We start from the raw sequence: 20,276 nt of genomic DNA on the forward strand, positions 1-20,276 counted from the left end.
AATGCCAGAAAATATCAATTTGACCAGGGCAAGGCCAGGCTTTTTGGCTAAAGAACGAATCATTGCGCCATCCGGTTTCAACCGCTGGCTGGTGCCACCCGCCGCGTTGGCAATCCATTTGTGCATTGGTATGGCTTATGGCTTTTCCGTTTTCTGGCTGCCGCTTTCCAAAGCGATAGGCATCAAAGAAGCGATAGCCTGCGGCCCTGAAATAGGTTTCTTACAAGAGCTGACCGCCACCCATTGCGACTGGAAAATTTCGACGTTGGGCTGGATGTATACCCTGTTTTTTGTTTTTTTGGGCTCGTCTGCCGCCTTGTGGGGCGGTTGGTTAGAGCATGTCGGCCCACGGAAAGCGGCGGTGGTCAGTGCATTTTGCTGGTGCGGCGGTATGTTGTTTTCTGCCTTGGGCATTTACTGCCACCAGTTTTGGATGATGTTGCTGGGTTCTGGCGTAATCGGCGGCATTGGCTTAGGCTTAGGTTATATCTCGCCGGTATCGACCTTGATTAAATGGTTTCCAGACCGTAGGGGCATGGCGACCGGCATGGCCATCATGGGTTTCGGTGGTGGCGCGATGATAGGTTCGCCCTTGGCGGCAGAACTGATAAAGTATTTTGCCACCGAAACCGATGTCGGTGTGTTACAGACCTTTGTGGTGATGGCTTCGGTTTATTTCATCTTCATGATGGCGGGTGCCTTGGGCTATCGTGTACCTGCGTCAGATTGGAAACCCGCCAACTGGCAGGATTCTGAACCCCAAAAAACCAGCAAAATGGTGACGCTTAAGCATGTGCACGCAAAAAATGTTTTCAAGATTAAACAGTTCTGGCTCTTATGGGGCGTATTGTGCATGAATGTAAGTGCGGGCATCGGCATCATCGGGATGTCATCACCGATGTTGCAGGAGGTTTTTGGCGGTCAACTTATCGGTGTCGCAAAACCTTATTCGGAATTGAATAAAGAACAGTTGGCTGCGATAGCTGCCGTTGCTGCCGGATTCACCGCCTTGTTAAGCTTATTCAACATAGGCGGGCGATTTTTCTGGGCAAGTTTATCGGACAAATTGGGCCGTAAAACCACATACCTGTTATTTTTTTTATTAGGCAGCTTGTTGTACCTCAGCATTCCAGAAAGTGCAAATACAGGCAATATCTTATTGTTCGTGGGAGCGTTCTGCATTATTTTAAGCATGTACGGCGGCGGCTTTTCCACTGTCCCTGCTTATCTCGCCGATTTATTCGGTACGCAAATGGTCGGCGCGATACACGGGCGACTACTGACCGCCTGGGCGACTGCCGGGATTCTAGGCCCGGTAATCGTCAACTACATGCGTGAATACCAACTCGCCTTAGGCATTCCGCGCGAACAGGTCTACAATCAAACCATGATGATTTTGGCGGCAATGTTAATGATTGGCTTGGTGTGCAACCTGTTGATTCGGCCTGTGGCAGACCGATGGTTTATGACCGAAGGTGAATTGGCGGAAGAAAGGCGCGTGGCACATGAAATCAAGAGGAACAGCATCCCTGGGGATGAAGCCGGCACCATTAAACCAACTGGCCTTATTTGGGTTCTGCTGGCATGGCTCGCGGTTTTGTTGCCCTTGGGTTGGGGGATTTACAAGACTATTCTGAATGTAACCAAGTTTTTTTCTTGACCACGATAGCGAGCAGGATAAGGGTTCAACGTCGCGTAAACGTCACTTTAAACGAATATGGTTGGCGATCAATCGAAAATGGCAGAATCCAGGTTTTTGCTGGATTCCAAGCCTTTAAGCTGCGATTTATCCTTGATGTCTGAAAATCGGGTTCCTGCCAAATTGCTGCCCGTAAAGTTAGTGTCGGTCAAGTTACAGCCCGATAAATCGGCACCGGACAAATCGGCATTCGAAAAATCCGCCCCAGAGAGATCGGATCCAAACAAAATAGTGTTCCGTAAAATGCTACCCGTGAGATTTGCATGTCGCAATAAAGCCCGATTAAGATTGGCATTACTTAAATTGGCACCGGACAAATCGACATTGTTCAAACTGACCCGCATCAAACCCATGGGTTGGTTTTTCATATCAACCCCCCAGTCTGCATTGCGTAGATCTGCATGACTAAGATTGGCACGATCCAGGTTGGCAATAAACCGGCTATGGGTAAGATTGGCTTTGCTAAGATTTGCGCCTATCATGCTGACACCAAAGATGCTGGTATTAGACAGGTTGGCATCGGACAGGTTGATTTTGGTCATGACGGTTAAATCCAAGTTCAGCCCGGATAAGTTGCTTTTGCTTAGGTTACTCCTGCGTAAATCAGAACCCCACAGATCGGCATGGGTAAAGTCAAGCCCAGACAAATCCAGGTCGGTCAGGTCTTTTCGGCGCAGGTCGGCTAGCTGTTTGCCCGTAGCCTTTGCAAGCAGGCTTTCTACAGAAGCACGATCTAAGTCTGCGGCATGAATGGAAAAGTTGCACAATACGGCTAAAATACCGATAACATATTGAATTTTCATTAATACATCTACCTTGTATAGTTATGGTTAATTTTCGTATCCAATAAGCGGAATAGCATGATTCTATCCTATAACATTATAAACAGGGTAAGTGTCGGGATATTAAGGGGCAGAAGATGCCGCGCCCAACCAACTAAAACCAGCGTTGTGCCTTGCGCCAGTTCTCGCACAGGACAGCCAATAAGCTGTTATAAGCCTTATCCCCAGTTATTGGATAAAAATTTTGCACCTTATCTAATCGCCTTTTTATTTTTGGTGTTTGCCGAAGTTGCTAATGGCGCGAATGAGTTTAAGGAAGTTTTTCCCAAGCAAAATCACAGTGCTGAATCCGTTTTGCAGTTAACGCAAGAAGAACAGGCATGGCTTATCAAGCACAACACTATCCGTATTGCGTATGACGGAAGCTTGCCGCCTTATAGTTTTATTAATGACCAAGGTAAAATTGACGGGATTGCCTTTGAAATCATGGCGCTTTTGAGCAAGCGCCTGGGGATTAATTTTACAATCTACCCAAATTCCGACTGGGGCGGCCTCTATAAAGCGGGCGCTAAACGAAAAGTCGATGTGATTGCCACGATGGTCAATCGGGCTGGCCGAGCGGAGTGGTTTAGTTTTACCCGGCCTTACTTAACAAAATCCCTGGTTATCGTAACCAAACAGGACAATCCTTCAATAAATAACCGTAGCGATCTGGCTGGCAAAAAAGTTGCCCTGGTTAAGGGTTATCAATACGGGGAACAATTGGAGAGCGAGTTTCCGAGCGCGAAACGTATTAAGGTCAAGTCCATGCTGGATAGCCTGAATGAAGTGGATAAGGGTCGGGCAGATGCCGCCATTCTTTTTTTAGGGACAGCCAATTACCTACAAACCAAGCATCAATTGAACCAATTGAAAATTGCCGCATTTTATGAACGCAACAGTGCCAATGAAAGTATTGCCGTACGTAAAGATTGGCCGATATTGCGGGAAATTATGCAAAAAGGCCTGGATTCGTTAACGGAAGAAGAAGTCCAGAAGATTTTTGCCAAATGGGTGGTTCAGGGCGGTGTTGCTTCCACAACTGAAGCAACAATTAAAAAAGTGCCAGAAAAAGCCCAGCTTTCGGCTCAACCGATTATCAAAAAAGTCATTGAAATTGAACAACAACCTCCACATACAAGCATTCAAAAAGTTGTACCCAAACTGACGGAAAGGAGTAATGAAACCGATAAATTAACGGGAGCATTCTTAACAATTTTAGCGCTTTTGGTTTTATGGTTTGTCATTATCCGAAAACAAAACAAAAAGAAACAGCATGCCAAGAGTGACATGTTGGCACCCGCTACGCATTTGGCCTCAAAGCAATCGCCTTCAGTAGAAATTAAGGACGACCAAAAAAATACACAGTCCCAATTTGAAGCCGTTATTTCACCCACTATCGGACAGCTAGGGTCAACCCAGCAAGCACTGCCTGAATTTATCACTCACGGAACCCTGCGGTATGAACTCGATAGTGAAGGTCGGTTTATTGATGTGAGTTCAGAAATAACGGACTTATTGGGTTATGACAAAGTCGATTTTATGGAAAATTACCGGCGTTACTTGACCGATAATCCCATAAACCAGCATTTGGAGGGTTTCGTTGAAGCGTTTATGCAAGGCCAGCCCAATAATATTTACGAGCTTGAAATTATTGATGCCGATCAGGATAGGCATTGGCTGGAAGTCAGCGGTTCCCCTATTTATGACGGGCAAGGGCATTGCATTGGTGTCGAAGGCACGATGCGCGATATCACTGCATTAAGGCCGGGTAGCATATTATCGGCTACGTCGCCCGATTATACAGGGGCAGTAGGTAACTATCCGCCGCAAACTTTGGAAGGGCATTTGCGATTGGCGATTCATACGGCAGATGAAAGGCAGCAACCGCTTGCCGTAATATGCATGTCTTTGGAAAGGCTAAGGTTACTTGATGGCAATCCATTAGGCTTTCCTAATGACGAGGTGTGCAAACAAGCAAACAAGCGTCTTCATACCATTTTGCGCGATACTGATACCGTCCATGTTTTGGAAGCCAACAAGTATGCTTTGATATTGCCCGAAACGGGGGAGTTTGCGGCTAGCTTGATTGTCGATAAAATCAGGAAAACACTGCAAGTGCCTTATTTGGTGGATGTGCAAATGATCGCTCTTGATGCAAAGTTGGGTATAGCCATTTATCCAGATCATGGCCTGGAACCAGAATCTTTAATCGCTAAAGCCGAGTTGTTGTCGCACGGCAGCGTCTCTGAAAATCCAGTTATTGGGTTGCCAATGGGCTACGGCACGGCGGAAGATGATAGCTTAAAGCTCCAACAAGACTTAGTCCTGGCGCTTGATGAATGTAAAGTGTCGTTGCGGGCTTCAAGTCCACACAACATCAATGCGTTACACAGGCACAGCCAATTCGCCGTTTATTATCAAGGTCGTCACACCCTGGATGATAATACGATTAAGGGTTTTGAAGGCTTGATTCGTTGGCAACACCCCGAATTGGGGTTGCTGTTGCCAGCAGAATTTGTCAATTTGGTAAAAGACATCGGTATGTTTGATGTCATGACTTATTGGATTATCCAACAGGTCAGTTTTCAATCCCTATCTTGGGAAGAGGCTGGCATTCGTCCGAAACTGATGGCGATCAACCTGAGTGACTTGACCAGCAAACAAGCTGTCGAGGTTTCTAGAATGGCTAATATCGTCAGGGAAACCGGCGCCAAAACGGAGTGGCTGGTTTTTTCAGTGCCTGAAAGCGAAATCGCAACGGATCCGGATTCGGTTATGGCTGTCATTGACCGATTGGTCGAAGAAGGGTTTGCTGTGGCTATCGATAATTTTGGTACTGAAAGTTCAATCTTGCCGCTATTAAAGACTATACCTGCCCAAATAATAGAAATCGATCCTGAATTTATCCGCAACCTTCCTGACAATGCGGAGGATGCAGCAGTTGTCGCATACAGTGTCGCCCTGCTACATGACTTGGGTAAAACGGTTATCGCCAAAGGGATTGAAACAGGGCGGCAACGGGACTATCTTAAAACCTGCGGTTGTGACCTGATCCAGGGGTATTTATTGAGTATGCCATTGCCGGCCAAAGAGGCGAAAGCGTTAATTGAGAAGCCAACTGATTTTGCTTGATGATCGAAGTAAATAACAAAGGGCATTGAAAAAAGACGCTCGCAATAGCTGGATTATTTTTAGAGGGCGTGAATCTTGTTTGTCGAATTATGGTCTTACGACTAACAAGACCGTTCTCTTCTAGTGAATAAAGGGTAGTCACGGATAACTTAATAATTTCTTTTGGCGCTAAAGCTTACTTGAACAATGAAGGCACTCTTTAATAACCCCTCTATTCTTCTGTTATTTTTCCTTACAGGCTGTACTCCCATGATCCATCCGGTTGGAGAAAAAAACAACATCGCACAACTTACAGCTAATCTTTATAAAACGGCAGATGGCGCTAGCCTGCCGCTGCACCAGTGGTTACCCAAAGCAGGGGATACTAAGGCTGTGCTTGTCGCTTTACATGGGTTTAATGATTATGGCCAGTTTTTTGATCAGCCGGGGAAGTATTTAATCCGCCAAGGTATTGCCTGTTTTGCTTACGATCAACGCGGTTTTGGGGGCGCTCCTAAACGTGGCTTATGGGCTGGAGTTTCGACATATATCGACGATTTACGGGGCATGGTCCAATTACTAAAACAGCGTTATCCCCATCAGCCCATTTATTTGTTGGGCGAAAGCATGGGTGGGGCCGTCATCATTACGGCGTTGAGCCAAATACCTATGCCGGGAATCGAAGGGATCATTCTCGTGGCTCCGGCGCTTTGGGCACGCCAAACCATGCCCTGGTATCAAACCAGCTTATTATGGACATTAGCCCATACCTTTCCTTGGTTAACATTAACCGGCAAAGGCATCCGCGTTCAGGCCTCTGATAATATCGAAATGCTAAGGGCATTGGGAAAGGATCCGATGGTTATCAAGAAAACGCGTGTAGAAGCTATTTATGGGCTAACAAACTTAATGGATGCGGCATTTAGTAACGCAGGCCAGTTGCACGGCAATACCTTGATTCTCTACGGTGAGAATGACGAGATTATTCCGAAAAAGCCGACTTACGACTTTTTGCAGCGATTTTTGAGCGTTGCAGGGGACAAAAAAACCGTCGCGTTTTATCAGCAAGGCTACCACATGTTGTTACGTGACTTGAATGCGTCAATAATCTGGAAAGACATCGTGTCTTGGATGAGGCATGATACGGCTAAGTTGCCATCAGGCGCGGATCTTCGTGCCAGTGAGATATTAACGCCGATTTCGTAAATACCTGTGAAGAAGCCCTGATTAAATCCTCCGACAGGTTTTCTTCAACGGGCCCGGGACGGACGGTAACGTGTTGTACCGTTCGGGGTTGGGCTTGCAGTCCAGGCCTTCATTGGGTAGGGCGAGCCAGAGGTAATAGCTTTTTCCGGAATTCTTTTAGATTTTCGGTTGCCCCAGGTTCGACATTTGCCTGAGTATCCAGCGTTGCCTCCTTAGCAAGTAAGCGGAGGGTCGAGCAGCCTTCAACAAGACTGGGTTGGGCAGCGTTGCCGCGAGTAATGCGGCTTGAGGACGGGAGATACTTCTTGCAGGGATACCAAAATACTGTTGGCTTGCCGTTTCTATCCCAAATAAATGGTCGCCGAATTCTGCAATGTTTAGATATACTTCGAGTATCCTTTCTTTAGTCCACAATAATTCAATCAATAAGGTGAACCAGGCTTCTATGCCTTTACGCAAAAAACTTTTGGCCGGTGTCAGGAATAAATTCTTGGCAACTTGCTGGGATATAGTGCTGGCTCCCCTTAGCTTACCGCCATCTTTATAATCCTCGATTGAGGACTGTATGGAATCGATGTCAAAACCGAAATGCTCAGGAAAGCGCTGGTCTTCTGATGCCATGACGGCGGCGGATGCATTGGGCGAAATGTTGTTTGCGTTAACCCATCGGTATCGTATGCTTTTAAATGTGCCTTCATGGATGAGGTCTTCATAATGGCGGTACATCATAAAGGCTGAGGTAGGCGGTGGTAGCCAGCGCAGAAGTCCGCATAAAATGATGGAAAATACCAAGAAGAAAATTAGCAGTAAACTTACAAGTTGCCGCAATTTGGCAAAAAAAGGAGGGAACGGCCTGTTTTTGGATGGTCTTGATTTTGTTGCCAAGCTAATGCACGAAAGTGTCAGGCAGTTTAAATGATTGCTTACTGGGGCATGCTCTTGCAAAGCATTTTCTGGCGGTTGCCGCACTCATATTCAGCAGTGGAATACAGTTAAGCTGTCGAAACAAAATGCGGTACCGCTCAGATTATTGCCGTATCAAATTCACTCGACTTCCGTTTTTTCCAAATTGCCTTTCTTGTCTATCAACACATTCCAGGACTTGCCTCCTGTTTCCAGGACGACATCAAACTCTTCGCCAGCCCCATTGGGGTTAACCACCAAAACGGCCTGTTTTACATGGTAATCTTTGAAGTCGGCTTTTAACTTTTCTTTACTGTCAGTAAACATCATGTCGTCGGCGGCAATGATAAGGCCAGAAACAAAGAAATGCCCGTCAGTCCGATAGTAATCAACAAATTTCTCTTCACCTTCTTTGTAATAAATTTTTAACAACTCTTGGGCGAAATGCGATTTTTTCTCAGCGGCAAAATCCAATGCGTTGGGATGTTTCTTATAAATTTGGTCCATGATTGTGGTAGGAATTCCCTCTTTTCCAATTTTTTCAGCATTTGCAGAAATACTTAGAAATATCAAACAAAGACTTAACAATAACTTGTGCATTTTTATAATTACCTGTAGTTTTAGTTTTTTTTGTTTTTCGATAACGCATCGTGTGTTGCATTATCACCCTTCATCCGAGAATTATTTCCTATATTAGGCAAGCCCATTGGCCTTAGCCTTCAAAGAATCAATCAAAAATAATTGAGTTGAAAAGTTTGTGGACAAGGAAAAATAACAGGCTTGCAATAAGCATACAAGTAATAATTGCTCTTATTCATCATTAAGCGGTGGCTATATTGCCATAGATCAAAGATTATGGGTAATCCAGAGGATCAATAAGTCCGAATTGTAAATCTCACGAAGCGAATTGACGTTACTTGTCTTTTTAGGGAAATAAACTTTTTCAGCTTTATTACAAGTGGAATTTCGCTACACTAAGCTGTTGCTTCAATCCTCTCAGGAATTCCTTGCCACTTTGGGTTGAAAGCTCCGCAAATTCGGGGAGTTTTTCATTGGTCACCAAGTGCCAGCGGCGCAATAGCTTTTTTAATTGCATTTGTTCGTTTTCGGTAAAGTGGTGGCGGCTTAACAGGTCGGTTAATTCCGATAATTCCGTTTTAGTAAGAAGGGCGGCAAGTCGGGCTAATTCTTTCAAAATGGCCGCAATGGTCTCTAGTTGTGCGTCGATAAGTCCGGTTACCCATTTGGGTTGAATGTTTCGGGCTGATGATGTTTCGTTGTCAGAGACGATTTTCAGGCTTTGGATCAATTCACCGGAAGAAAACCGTATTGCCGTTTCATAAAAAGCAGAGGACTCCATGTCGCAAAGATCCCGTTCCGGGTAGATGAGTTGTGGCCTTGCCACCGTTTTAAGGCTATGGGTGGGGCAGGGCGGTGTAAATACTAAAGGAGGAAAATGTCGTCGACCACTATCGCCGTCAGTGACTTTGTCGATCAAATAGACACTACCGATAGGGTAATTTTTATGGCCGGCAATGCCTACATTGAGCATGACTGGATTTTTGGCTGATGAAAAAATGGCCAGCGTATAAGCGACAGCCGCAGCCATCGCGTTTTTGCCGATACCGGTAACGGTTAGGCATAGTGCCTTGTTGGTATAAACGTCAAAGCTATGGATTGCCGTGTCTTTTTTAAGGCGATAAAAATCAATTAATAGTTTTGCCTCGCAGGGTAAGGCAGTGTAAATGAAGGTATTGGGAGGCGTGTCGGCTTTCATTGGCTGTTTGGATATCGAAAAAAGCCCCTTATCTCTTTAACGCCCTTCCAATGAACTCTTTGGAAGAGGTTAAAAGACCGGGGAATAAGCGGCTTATTGCGGTGAACATTCTATCAGCAACTTTTAACTGGACGAATTTCAAAGGGAATTGCTGTCACAACCTATTGCAATTACCTTAGTCACAGCAATTACTTTGCCAAAGCCTTACTGGATTCGGCTTCCCATTCCCAGCCCCCGCCCAAGGCTTTGTATACGGCAACGACTGCCGTGGCGGTATCGGTTTCAGTTTGTGCCAATTGATCCTGGGTTTCCAAAAGCCTGCGTTCGGCATCGAGGACGGCGAGGAAATCCGACACGCCATCTTCATAACGCAACCGCGCCAACCGACTGGCTTTCTCGCCCGATTTTACGGCTTCCTTGTAGTAATCCCGACGGGTTTGTAATTGACCGAATGCGACCAGGGCATTTTCGGTTTCTTCCAGGGCTTGCAGCACTGTTTTTTCGTATAAGGCAAGATTCGCTTCCTTGTTCGCTTTGGCTGCATTGATTTGCGCGTACACCCTACCCAAATTGAACGCGGCCCACTGGATGGACGGGCCGAACGAATAGGTGTTGCCGCCCGTTGCACCCAAACCGGCAAAGGTTCGCGCTTCCAAGGCGACATTGCCGTTAAATGTCACCCTAGGGAACAGATCGGCGGTGGCAATGCCAATTTCTGCCGTCGTTGCCGCCAGGTTTCGTTCAGCGAAGGCAATATCGGGTCGTCTACGGAGCAAGTCCGCCGGATGGGCGATGGCGACTATTTTGGGTACGTGCGGTAATTCTTTGGGTTGCTTAAGGGCGGTATACAATTTTTCCGGCGTTTGCCCCTGTAAGACCGCGATTCGATGGACGGCACTTCGGATGTGGGTTTCCAAGGGAGGAATGGTCGCTAAAGTCGAGTTGAGCTGTTCTTCTGCCCGTGCCGTATCCAAGGCAGTCCCTAAACCCCCGCGCAGGCGAGACTGGGTAAATTTCAGGGTAGCAGCCTGGTTTTCCGCATTTTTTTGGGCGACTTCCAATTGGTGTTGCGTACCTCTCAACTCAAAATAATTGCGTGCAATTTCCGCACTAAAGCTGACCATTGCATCGCGTCGCTGTGCCGCAAAGGCTTCGGCCTCGTAGCTTTTAGCTTCAATTGAACGGCGAACCCGTCCGAAAAAGTCCAGTTCCCAGGTTGCATCGAATCCGACGTTCATCAAATTGAATCCTGGGAGGCGAGTCCCAAAGACCCCTATGCTGCGTTGCAAGTATTTTTGGGAAGCGCTGGTTGTGACCGTAGGGAATAAGTCGAATTGGCTTTTGGAACGTAATGCCCTGGCCTCCTGGAGCTTGGCTGTGGCGATCCGAATATCGGGATTCGACCGGAATCCTTCAACGATGAGTTTATTCAATGTCTCATCATGAAAGGCTTCCCACCAACGGATTTCGATATGCGTTGCCTGCAACGAGACGTCAGCGTCATTGTGAAATTTGGCAGGTATCGGAAAATCGGGCTGGCTATAATCTGGGCCGACTGGCGCGCAGGAAATGAGCGTTAGGCTAAACACGGCGGTAACCGTGAAGACCAGCCTATCCCGCATAAGGTTTAAATAGGGCATTACCCAAGCAACCCGTATCAAGTTGACTAAGCGCGTTAAGTTAGTTTCCGATATCATGGTTTTCCGGCCTGGATTCAGGATTGGGTTTTGATTTTCGTTCAGCCCATCCTTGAAGAACGACATAAAATATCGGAGTAAACAACAATCCGAAAAAAGTGACCCCCAGCATACCGGAAAACACGGGTATCCCCAGTGCCTGGCGCATTTCGGCACCGGCTCCGGTCGCAAAGACCAACGGCAACACGCCCATGATGAACGCAAACGAGGTCATTAAAATCGGCCTGAATCGAAGCTTGCACGCATCCAATGCAGCAACATCCCTTGCTACGCCTTCATCCCGCCGAGCTTTCGCAAATTCGACGATTAAGATGGCATTTTTGCAAGCCAAGCCGACTAAAACCAATAAGGCAATTTGGGTAAAGATATTATTGTCGCTACCGGTTGTCCATAACCCGGCCAGCGCACACATCAAGGTCATCGGCACGATCAGGATAATCGCCAGCGGCAATACCCAGCTTTCGTACAAGGCCACCAGGACCAGGAACACCAAGATGCTCGAAAGCAGAAAAACATACATGGCGGTATCGCCCGCCAGTATTTGCTGGTATGTCAGTTCCGTCCATTCAAAGCCCATCGAAAGCGGTAAATTGTTGGTCAACAAGTCTTCTACTAAGTTGACGGCTTGCCCCGAACTAAAACCAGGCGCGGCCGCACCATTAATTTCTGCGGACGGAAACATGTTATAACGCACAACCCGATCTGGGCCGCTGATTTGCCGTACCTTTATCAGCTCGTCCAAGGGCAGCATCTCGCCGTTTTGGTTGCGGGTTTTCAGCTTGCCGACATCTTTCGGTTCGCGCCGAAAAGACCCGTCTGCTTGGGCAGTCACCTGAAAAGTTCGCCCGAACAAATTCAAGTCGTTGACATACAAAGAACCCAGGTAGATTTGCAGGGTTTCGAATATATCGGACAGTGGTATGCCTTGAGACTTAGCTTTCACCCGGTCAATGTCAGCATAAAGCTGGGGTACGTTATTTTGGAAACTGGAAAACAAGCCGACCAAGTTCGGTGTACTGCGGCCTTTCTCCAAGGCTGATTGGAGGGCATTATTTAAGGCATCAAAGCCCTGGTTTCCCCGGTCTTGCACCTGCACCTTAAACCCCCCCAGGCTACCTAGGCCGAGAATAGGCGGCGGTGGAAAAACGCCAATAAACGCCTCTTTAATACCGGCAAGCTTAGGTTGCAATTCGCCAAGGATTCGACCTGCCGACAGTCCTTGGGCGACCCGATCCTCAAACGGCTTTAGCGGCACAAAGATAGTCCCTGTATTCGAGGTATTGGCGCCACTAACGACAGAGAAGCCAGGAAATGCTACCGCACCCTGTACGCCCGGTTGCGCAAGGATAATTTCCGAAGCCTTATGTATGACAGCGTCCGTACGTTCCAATGATGCCGCCTCGGGTAACTGGGCAAAAACGACCAAATAACCTTTGTCTTGCATGGGGATGAAGCCGCCTGGCACTTGCTTAAATTCGAAGCCCGTCAATACCAACAGCCCTAGGTAAACTAAGGCAACCAGACCGGCAAACCGGAACAGGCGGCGTACTAGCCCAGAATAAAGCATCGCACTTGCATCGAAACCTTTATTGAACAACTTGAAAAACCAGCCGAGGATTCGGTCGATAATCTGGGTAACAAGGTCTTGCTTCCCATGATGCGGCTTTAATAACAATGCCGCAAGTGCAGGGCTTAAGGTCAAGGAGTTAAACGCCGAGATCAAGGTTGAAGCGGCAATAGTCAATGCGAACTGCTTATAAAATTGTCCGTTAATTCCAGGAACGAAGGCGGAAGGAATGAAGACGGCACCCAATACTAATGAGATGGCGATAATGGGACCGGTCACTTCCTGCATCGCGCGATAAGAGGCCTCCTTCGGCGTTAATCCCAGCGCGATGTTTCGTTCTACGTTTTCAATGACAACAATGGCATCATCCACGACAATTCCGATAGAAAGCACCAAGCCGAACAGGGTGAGATTATTAATCGAAAACCCCATCACCGCCATGACTGCAAAGGTACCGACGATGGATATAGGCACGGCAATTAAGGGTATGATAGCCGCCCGCCAACTTTGTAAAAAGATAAGCACGACAATGACCACTAAGGCCAGGGCTTCGAAGAAGGTATGGATGACCGCTTCAATGGACTGTTCAACAAAGATGGTCGTGTCATACACAATGTGGTAATCGATGCCTTCAGGAAATCGTTGCTTTAAACTCGCCATCGAAGACTTGATTTGCTCGGCGGTTTCCAGTGCGTTTGCCCCTGGCCGTAGCGAGATGGGCATTGCGACGGCTTCCTTGTTATCCAACTGGCTGCGTAAGGAATAACGGCTTGCGCCCAATTCAATTCGGGCCACATCGCGCAATTTGACCGTGCTGCCGCCTTCACCGTACTTTACGATGACGTCTTCAAACTGCTCCACGCTGGTCAAGCGCCCCATCGTATTAATGTTAAGCTGAAATTCGGGGCTATTATCTAAGGGTGGTTGCCCGATAACGCCCGCCGCAACCTGGACATTCTGTTCCCTGATCGCACGTATTACATCGCTGGCGGTCAGCCCATGGGCGGCAATTTTTTCTGGATCCAGCCACACCCGCATACTGTAGTCGCCCGCGCCGAATGTCCTCACATCTCCGACGCCTTTCAAGCGGAGCAATTGGTCTTTGATGTTGAGCAGGGCATAATTGGACAGGTAGAGCTGGTCATACCGTTTATTGGGCGAAATCAAATGGATAACCAATAGAATATCCGGCGAGGCTTTCTTGGTGGTTACGCCTAGCCTACGTACATCTTCCGGGAGTTTTGGCAAGGCGTTAGCAACCCGGTTTTGCACCTGCATCTGGGCAATATCGAGGTTGGTGCCGATTTCAAAGGTGATAGTCAATTGCATTTGTCCGTCACTAGTGGATTGCGAGGACATATAGAGCATTTTTTCAACCCCATTCACTTCTTGCTCTATCGGGGCAGCCACGGTTTCGGCAATGACTTTGGGATTGGCACCGGGGTAATTGGCAGAAACCAGGATAGTGGGCGGCGTGACTTCAGGGTATTGCGCGATAGGTAAGGTAAACAGGGCGATACCGCCAATCAGCGTTATTACAATGGATAACACAATGGCAAACCGGGGGCGGTCAATAAAGAAGGCAGTGAAGTTCATGGCAGATACGGGTTGATATTAATGGCTTTCAGGCATCGGCTTTTGGGTCGCTTGGACTTCTGCACCTGGGCGCACGAATTGCAGGCCGTTCACAATAACCCAATCGGTTTGTGCCAAACCGTTGGTCACTATGCGCAAACCTTCGTGCATTGCGCCCGTGGTAATCGGGCGGTACTCCGCCTTATTATCCTTGGATAATACCATTACGTATTGTTTGCCCTGATCCATCCCGATGGCCTTGTCACTCAACAACTGGGCAACATATTTGCCACTGCCTGGAACGCGCACCCGTCCGAACAGCCCAGGTTTTAGCAACTCGTCAGGATTGGTGAACACGGCCCTTGCCCTGACTGTGCCGGTTGCCGGATTGATTTCAGGGGCTACATAATCGATGTAGCCTTTATGGGGAAAATCCTGTTCGTCTATTAAAGACATCTCTAACGGAACGCGGTGATCTACCGCGCTTTGGCGCTTACCAGCAATACCTAAACGAGTATATTTGAGTACTGAGCGTTCATCGGCATCCAAGTAAAGATAAATTGGATCGACCGATACGATTGTCGCCAATAGCGTACTATCGGCGGAGACCAAGTTGCCGACTGTTATCAGCTTGCGGGATATTCTGCCATCAATGGGCGAATGGATTTGAGTGTAGTCGACATTCAATTGGGCGAGCTCAACCATTGCTTTGGCCGATTGCAGGGCGGCTTCCGATTGCACCACATTTTTGCTGCGGGTGTCGTATTCTTCCTCTGAAATCGCCTGTTCCCTGAGCAAGCGTTTAGCGCGTTGGAAATCGCCTTGTGCGAGTTCCCGTTTGGATTTGGCCTGGTCGTACTGTGCTTTCGCTTGGTTGAGTTGGGCGATATATGGCCTGGGGTCAATCTCAAACAACAAATCATTTTTCTTGACCTTGCCGCCGTCTTTAAACAGGATTTTGTTCAGGTAACCGGAGACCCTTGCCCTGACTTCGACGGATTCAACGGCTTCCAAGCGTCCGTTATATTCGTCCCACTCCACGATGTCGCGTTGGAGTGGCTGGCTGACTTCAACCGACGGTTTTTGCTGCATAAGCGATGAGCCAGCATTTTCCGGCGCTTTGCCACAAGCCGCTAACAGTGTTGTTAAGCTAACAGCCAACAGCCATAGCCAAGGCTGATGAAAACCCACCATTCTATTTTCGTTGAAGCTAACAAAAGTTGCCGACATACGTTTTTCCTGTCTGCTTGCCATAGTTATATAGTACGGGGGGTATCAATAACTGACCGCCCCTATTCTTTGATGAACCCGTTTGGTCAGTTTTCGAGATACTACGCGAGTGCCATCAGTTTTTCATTTTAATGCTAAGCTCACGTTTTGGTATTGGTATTTAAAACGCTAACTAGCTGGTAATTGTAGCAAAAGGAAAGTCGATATAGCCTTTTGCGCCAATATCCGAATACCAATCCGACATTTCAGCATCAGGGTTCAATTCCAGATTGTGCCTGTACCGGGTGACCAAATCTGGGTTGGAGATAAATGGCCTGCCAAAAGCAATTAAGTCGGCATCGCCAGCCACCAACCTGGCTTCTGCCAATTCCTTGCTGTACCCTGTGTTCCCGATGATGCAACCCGGATAGACTTTTTTGAATTCAGCAAGAGTCATCGGCTCGCCCAAGGCGTGGAAGCCAAATTCAAGGCCGTCCATGATATGAAGGTAAGACAGGTTGTGTGCAGCCAATTCTTCTGCGACATACAAGAATTGCTCGCGGTAGTCGGGTGAACCCATATCGTTGAAAGCACCGTTAGGCGAAATTCTTACGCCAACCTTGTTTGAATCCCATTCTTCTTTTATCGCGTCCACAATTTCAAACAGGAATCGAGCCCTGTTTTTTATGCTACCTCCATAGTTATCGGTACGATGATTGGTCTTGCTTTGCAAGAATTCATCGATCAAATAGCCATTGGCAGCGTGAATTTCAACACCATCAAAGCCGGCGGCTTTGGCTTTTTTGGCTGCTGCTTGGTAGTCCCGGACAATTTGTTTCACTTCATCTGTTGTCAACGCCCTGGGAGTTTCGTAGGGCTGCTTGCCGTCAGGGGTATGGATGTATTCTCCATTAAGTTTTATCGCCGATGGCGCAACGGGAAGGCCTAGTTCAACATGGAAACTGGTGTGCGATGCCCTGCCGCAGTGCCAAAGCTGGAGGAAGATGATGCTTCCTTTGTCATGCACGGCTTTTGTGACGGTTTTCCAGCCATCGACTTGCTCGTCGGTATAAATGCCGGGGGAATCATTCCAGCCCAAGCCTTGGATTGAAATACTGGTCGCTTCGGTAATCAACAGGCCAGCATCGGCGCGTTGTGCGTAATATTCAGCCATGAGCGTATTGGGAATCCTGGGTTTTCCAGCCCTAGAACGGGTCATGGGTGCAAGTGCCATCCTATTTTTTAGAGTGTAATTTCCTAGTTGGTAGGGTTCGAATAATCTCATGTTGGAATCCTTGGTGTTTATAAGTTTTGGAAGCTAATCATTTAGTTGGGTTGGCACAAGTTACGGGCTTTTTCGTATGGCCGCACGATGGCCACCATAGCTTAGTTTGCATTACGGGTTCTTCAGTACCTAAATGGGCTTTAATTTAATTTTTTAATCTGGTATAACAATAGCAGGTAGATTACTAAATATAAAGTACTTACTTTTAAGTTTAATACTAACTAAACAGTAAGCCATGGCCAACCAAAACGCAAAAATTATGGAAACGAAGACATACAATTGCCCCGTAGAAGCGACTATCGAAGTGATTGGCGGCAAATGGAAACCGCTGATCCTTTGGTGGCTAAACCAGAAAACCTATCGTTTTGCCGATTTACGTCGGCAAATTCCGGGCATTTCCGAAAAGATGCTGATCCAGCACCTGCGGGAATTAGAAGCCGATGGCATTGTAGATCGCAAGGTGTATTCGACCGTACCTCCTAAAGTCGAGTATTCGCTGACCGACCACGGCAAGTCGCTCAAACAGGCCTTACATTCATTATGCGATTGGGGTAAGGCGCATATGGATAGGATAGGTGCGGAGTATAAAGAAACTTGATTGCAGGCTAACCCATTCTCCGTAAATATTTTTACGGGTATTCGATGGCTGCTGCCTTTGGAAGAAGCCTCGTAAGGCTTGACCATCCGTTTATTCTCTAACAGGCTTTTTTTCTAGTTTTCGTTGCAATGTACGTCGGTGCATATTGAGTGCCCTGGCCGCAGCCGAGATATTGCCGTCATGCTGGAGCAATATTTTTTGTAGATGTTCCCATTCCAGCCGCTTTGCCGATAGGGGGTTTTTGTTGATGACAACGCCCGGATCGCCTTCATTTTTGCTTAGCGCCTTAACGATTTCATCGGCATTGGCGGGTTTGGTCAGGTAATGGATTGCACCTAATTTGATGGCCTCGACTGCAGTGGCGATGCTGGCAAAGCCGGTCAGCATCACGCAAACCGTGTTTGCATCCAAGGACATCAGTTTCTTGACCAGTTCCAGGCCGGAATCATGCCCGATCCGCAGGTCAATGACGGCATATTCCGGTAAATATTGTTCAGCCAAGGCTATGCCTTTTTCAACATTATGGGCAACTAATACTTCATAGAACCGTCTTTCCAATGCAGCTTTCAATACTTTACAAAAGATTTTGTCATCGTCTACCAGCAACAGGACAGGTAGGTCTGTTTCCTCAGAGGTCATTTTTGATTTCCGTATTCATCGATAAGGGTAAGTTAATTTCAACACAAGCACCGCCCGTTTCAAGGTTACTTAGATTAATTTTACCGCCCATACGATGGATGGTGGAATGCGCCAGGAACAAACCTACGCCCAATCCTTTGTTTTTGCTGTTCACCGGCTGATTGCCATTAAATTTAATGATTTCGTCTGGAAATCCTGAGCCAAAGTCCCTGATTTTTATTGTCAAGTCACTTAAAGACCAGGATACATAAAATTCTATCCCACGCTCAGGGTCAGAAGCTTCGGCGGCATTATTCAGGACATTAATCAAGGCATGGGTCAATGTGCGTTCTGCAATTAGTTGGGCGTCAACCGCAATGCCAGGGTCTATATCAAGGTGTAATTTTGCCGTCGGTTTATGACTGCGCCATTGATAAAGTACGTTGTCTATGTAATCACTTACCAGCATGACTGTGCCGGATTCTGCCCGCATTTCCCCGGCAGAAGCGGACATTAACGATAAGGCTTCTTTGCACCGGTTAACTTGATTTTCTAATATGTCCATTTTTTCGTTGATTTCAGGGTAAAGTTGTACGGGATAGTCCTGCATCAACTCATGCACTACGATTGCAATCGTTCCCAGCGGCGTTCCCATATCATGGGCTGCGCTGGCGGCAAGCGTGCCGAGCGCCACTACCCGCTCGTCCCTCAGCGCATTTTCGCGAGCTTCGGCTAAGCTGCGCTCCCTGTGCTTGAGCATTCTGGCCAACTCGGCAACGAAAAATGCCACTAATCCGGCACTGAAAACAAAGCCGAACCACATGCCAAACATATGCAGATTGTAGTAATGGTTATCACTGATGGCATGCATTTTCTGCATTGTTTCTTCGTTTGCCATCATTATGGGGCTGGGATGCAACAATCCTGTGTTGGGCATGTGCGGTTCTATGGAAGGCAATGGGATGTTAAACCCAATCAGTATCGTATACATGGAGGTGGTCAAGATCACCATGTACCAGGCGTAGGATTGCGGCAACATGATCGCCGTTATAATCAACGGCAACAAGAATACCCAAGTGATCGGGTTTGATGCCCCCCCGGTCAGATAAAGCAACCCGGCAATCGATAACACATCAATACAAATTTGCGAAAAAATCTCCAGTTCGGTCACGGGGTCGTCGGTTTGCAAGCGCATCGACGTATAGGCATTGAATGCGATAATTGCGACGATAACCAGCCACAACTGCTGCTCTGGAATGCTGATGTTCAAGATATAGACAAACATGACGACTAAAAAAGATTCGCCCAGGATCATCATATTTCTCAGGATGAACAGCCACTTTAAATTTTGTAGGGCTGAAATTTCAGATTTTGGTAATACGAATGAAAGCATATTGTTGTATTTAGGGTAAAAAATGAACAGGGAATACCTGTTGCCTTTCGGATAATCTTTATGCCCGTCGGACGAAAGCCAAAAAGAATCGCGTAGTTAGGCTATTTTCATGCAAATTGGGCTATCTTTTGTATGTTGTTGTAAATTTGCAACCATGGAAAACAACAAAAAAATCTCATTGGCTTGGGTTTTTTAGTGTACCAAGTCAATTAAAATAAAAGTATATTTATATATATCAACAAGTTAATTATATTTTATAAGGTGATATTTTAGCTTTAGGGGTGCGACAATTTGTCGCATTCCCAATTGACTTTTGGGCTGTTATTCTAACACTGACTTTTAAGGGTTCTTTGCAAGAGCCACGATAGCTGAAAGTTGCGTTATATCCTTCCTAATTTTAAAGGCGGACACTTTATGTAACCGCCTTTTTTTTGTCTGGCTTTTTCCATTCGGTAAAAATATCAGTCAAAACAAACGCCCAATCCACCCAGTCCACAGTAACCTTGAGGATTTTTAGCAAGATATTGTTGATGGTAATCTTCCGCATAATAAAATTCTGGCGCGGGCATGATTTCAGTTGTTATCTGCTCAAAACCGGATTCCATTAATCGTTGTTGGTAATGGTCTTTAGATTCTACTGCCTTATCCCATTGCGCCTGGCTGTAGGTATAGATGCCAGAACGGTATTGTGTACCGTTGTCATTCCCTTGTTTCATTCCTTGGGTGGGATTGTGGGACTGCCAAAACAACTTCAATAATTCACCATAAGCAACTAGAGCGGGATCAAAAACCACCCTAACCAGTTCATTATGTC

At 46.9% G+C, this 20,276-nt stretch carries 15 protein-coding genes; 4 read left to right on the forward strand and 11 right to left on the reverse strand.

The window, feature by feature from the left end; all coding sequences use genetic code 11:
- The first annotated feature begins 1 nt into the window (after position 1).
- Positions 2–1,660, forward strand: coding sequence for an OFA family MFS transporter (locus MGMO_RS00725; protein ID WP_023493085.1), 1,659 nt, complete (start codon positions 2–4; stop codon positions 1,658–1,660).
- Positions 1,661–1,728: 68 nt separating this feature from the next.
- Here the strand turns inward: MGMO_RS00725 and MGMO_RS00730 are convergent, their stop codons facing one another.
- Entirely contained in the window at positions 1,729–2,502 is a 774-nt protein-coding gene (locus MGMO_RS00730; protein ID WP_023493086.1) for a pentapeptide repeat-containing protein, read from the reverse strand.
- 57 nt (positions 2,503–2,559) lie between these two features.
- On the opposite strand from MGMO_RS00730, the gene MGMO_RS00735 reads away from it, so the two are divergent.
- Together MGMO_RS00735 and MGMO_RS00740 are read left to right on the forward strand one after the other, a co-directional pair.
- Complete coding sequence (locus MGMO_RS00735) at positions 2,560–5,655, forward strand: EAL domain-containing protein (protein ID WP_023493087.1); 3,096 nt, start codon at positions 2,560–2,562, stop codon at positions 5,653–5,655.
- A 249-nt stretch (positions 5,656–5,904) separates the two neighbouring features.
- Positions 5,905–6,840 carry an alpha/beta hydrolase gene (locus MGMO_RS00740; RefSeq protein WP_023493088.1) on the forward strand — a complete coding sequence of 312 codons (936 nt, stop codon included), beginning with the start codon at positions 5,905–5,907 and terminating at the stop codon, positions 6,838–6,840.
- Between the two features lie 156 nt (positions 6,841–6,996).
- On the opposite strand, the gene mtgA is transcribed toward MGMO_RS00740, so the two are convergent.
- The 7 genes from mtgA to MGMO_RS00775 all read right to left on the reverse strand — a co-directional run bounded on the left by mtgA (position 6,997) and on the right by MGMO_RS00775 (position 16,853).
- On the reverse strand, positions 6,997–7,725 hold the full coding sequence (mtgA, locus tag MGMO_RS00745; protein ID WP_051383937.1) for a monofunctional biosynthetic peptidoglycan transglycosylase: 729 nt from the start codon (positions 7,723–7,725) through the stop codon (positions 6,997–6,999).
- 159 nt (positions 7,726–7,884) lie between these two features.
- The gene (locus tag MGMO_RS00750) at positions 7,885–8,250 is read right to left on the reverse strand and encodes a hypothetical protein (protein ID WP_152976263.1); all 366 of its coding nucleotides are present in this window, start codon (positions 8,248–8,250) and stop codon (positions 7,885–7,887) included.
- Positions 8,251–8,695: 445 nt separating this feature from the next.
- Positions 8,696–9,520: a 5'-methylthioadenosine/S-adenosylhomocysteine nucleosidase family protein gene (locus MGMO_RS00755; RefSeq protein ID WP_023493091.1), complete on the reverse strand. Its 825-nt coding sequence runs from the start codon at positions 9,518–9,520 to the stop codon at positions 8,696–8,698.
- A 188-nt stretch (positions 9,521–9,708) separates the two neighbouring features.
- Positions 9,709–11,217, reverse strand: coding sequence for an efflux transporter outer membrane subunit (locus MGMO_RS00760; protein ID WP_023493092.1), 1,509 nt, complete (start codon positions 11,215–11,217; stop codon positions 9,709–9,711).
- Entirely contained in the window at positions 11,201–14,380 is a 3,180-nt protein-coding gene (locus MGMO_RS00765; RefSeq protein WP_023493093.1) for an efflux RND transporter permease subunit, read from the reverse strand. The genes MGMO_RS00760 and MGMO_RS00765 overlap by 17 nt, the downstream gene beginning before the upstream one ends.
- An 18-nt stretch (positions 14,381–14,398) precedes the next feature.
- The gene (locus MGMO_RS00770) at positions 14,399–15,589 is read right to left on the reverse strand and encodes an efflux RND transporter periplasmic adaptor subunit (protein ID WP_023493094.1); all 1,191 of its coding nucleotides are present in this window, start codon (positions 15,587–15,589) and stop codon (positions 14,399–14,401) included.
- Positions 15,590–15,761: 172 nt separating this feature from the next.
- Positions 15,762–16,853 (reverse strand): alkene reductase, encoded by a 1,092-nt coding sequence (locus MGMO_RS00775; protein ID WP_023493095.1) that lies wholly within the window; start codon positions 16,851–16,853, stop codon positions 15,762–15,764.
- A gap of 259 nt (positions 16,854–17,112) precedes the next feature.
- Here MGMO_RS00775 and MGMO_RS00780 point away from each other — a divergent pair, with 259 nt between their 5' ends.
- Positions 17,113–17,451: a winged helix-turn-helix transcriptional regulator gene (locus tag MGMO_RS00780; RefSeq protein ID WP_036306399.1), complete on the forward strand. Its 339-nt coding sequence runs from the start codon at positions 17,113–17,115 to the stop codon at positions 17,449–17,451.
- Between the two features lie 90 nt (positions 17,452–17,541).
- Here the strand turns inward: MGMO_RS00780 and MGMO_RS00785 are convergent, their stop codons facing one another.
- The 3 genes from MGMO_RS00785 to msrA form a co-directional block, all read right to left on the reverse strand.
- Positions 17,542–18,090: a response regulator transcription factor gene (locus MGMO_RS00785; protein ID WP_023493097.1), complete on the reverse strand. Its 549-nt coding sequence runs from the start codon at positions 18,088–18,090 to the stop codon at positions 17,542–17,544.
- Complete coding sequence (locus MGMO_RS00790; protein ID WP_023493098.1) at positions 18,080–19,462, reverse strand: ATP-binding protein; 1,383 nt, start codon at positions 19,460–19,462, stop codon at positions 18,080–18,082. Before MGMO_RS00790 ends, MGMO_RS00785 begins: the two co-directional genes overlap by 11 nt.
- Before the next feature lie 461 nt (positions 19,463–19,923).
- The coding region (gene msrA, locus MGMO_RS00795) for a peptide-methionine (S)-S-oxide reductase MsrA (protein WP_036306380.1) at positions 19,924–20,276 on the reverse strand (353 nt) is incomplete at its 5' end.

This window comes from Methyloglobulus morosus KoM1, from assembly GCF_000496735.2.
In the GTDB taxonomy this organism is placed as follows: Bacteria; Pseudomonadota; Gammaproteobacteria; order Methylococcales; family Methylomonadaceae; genus Methyloglobulus; species Methyloglobulus morosus.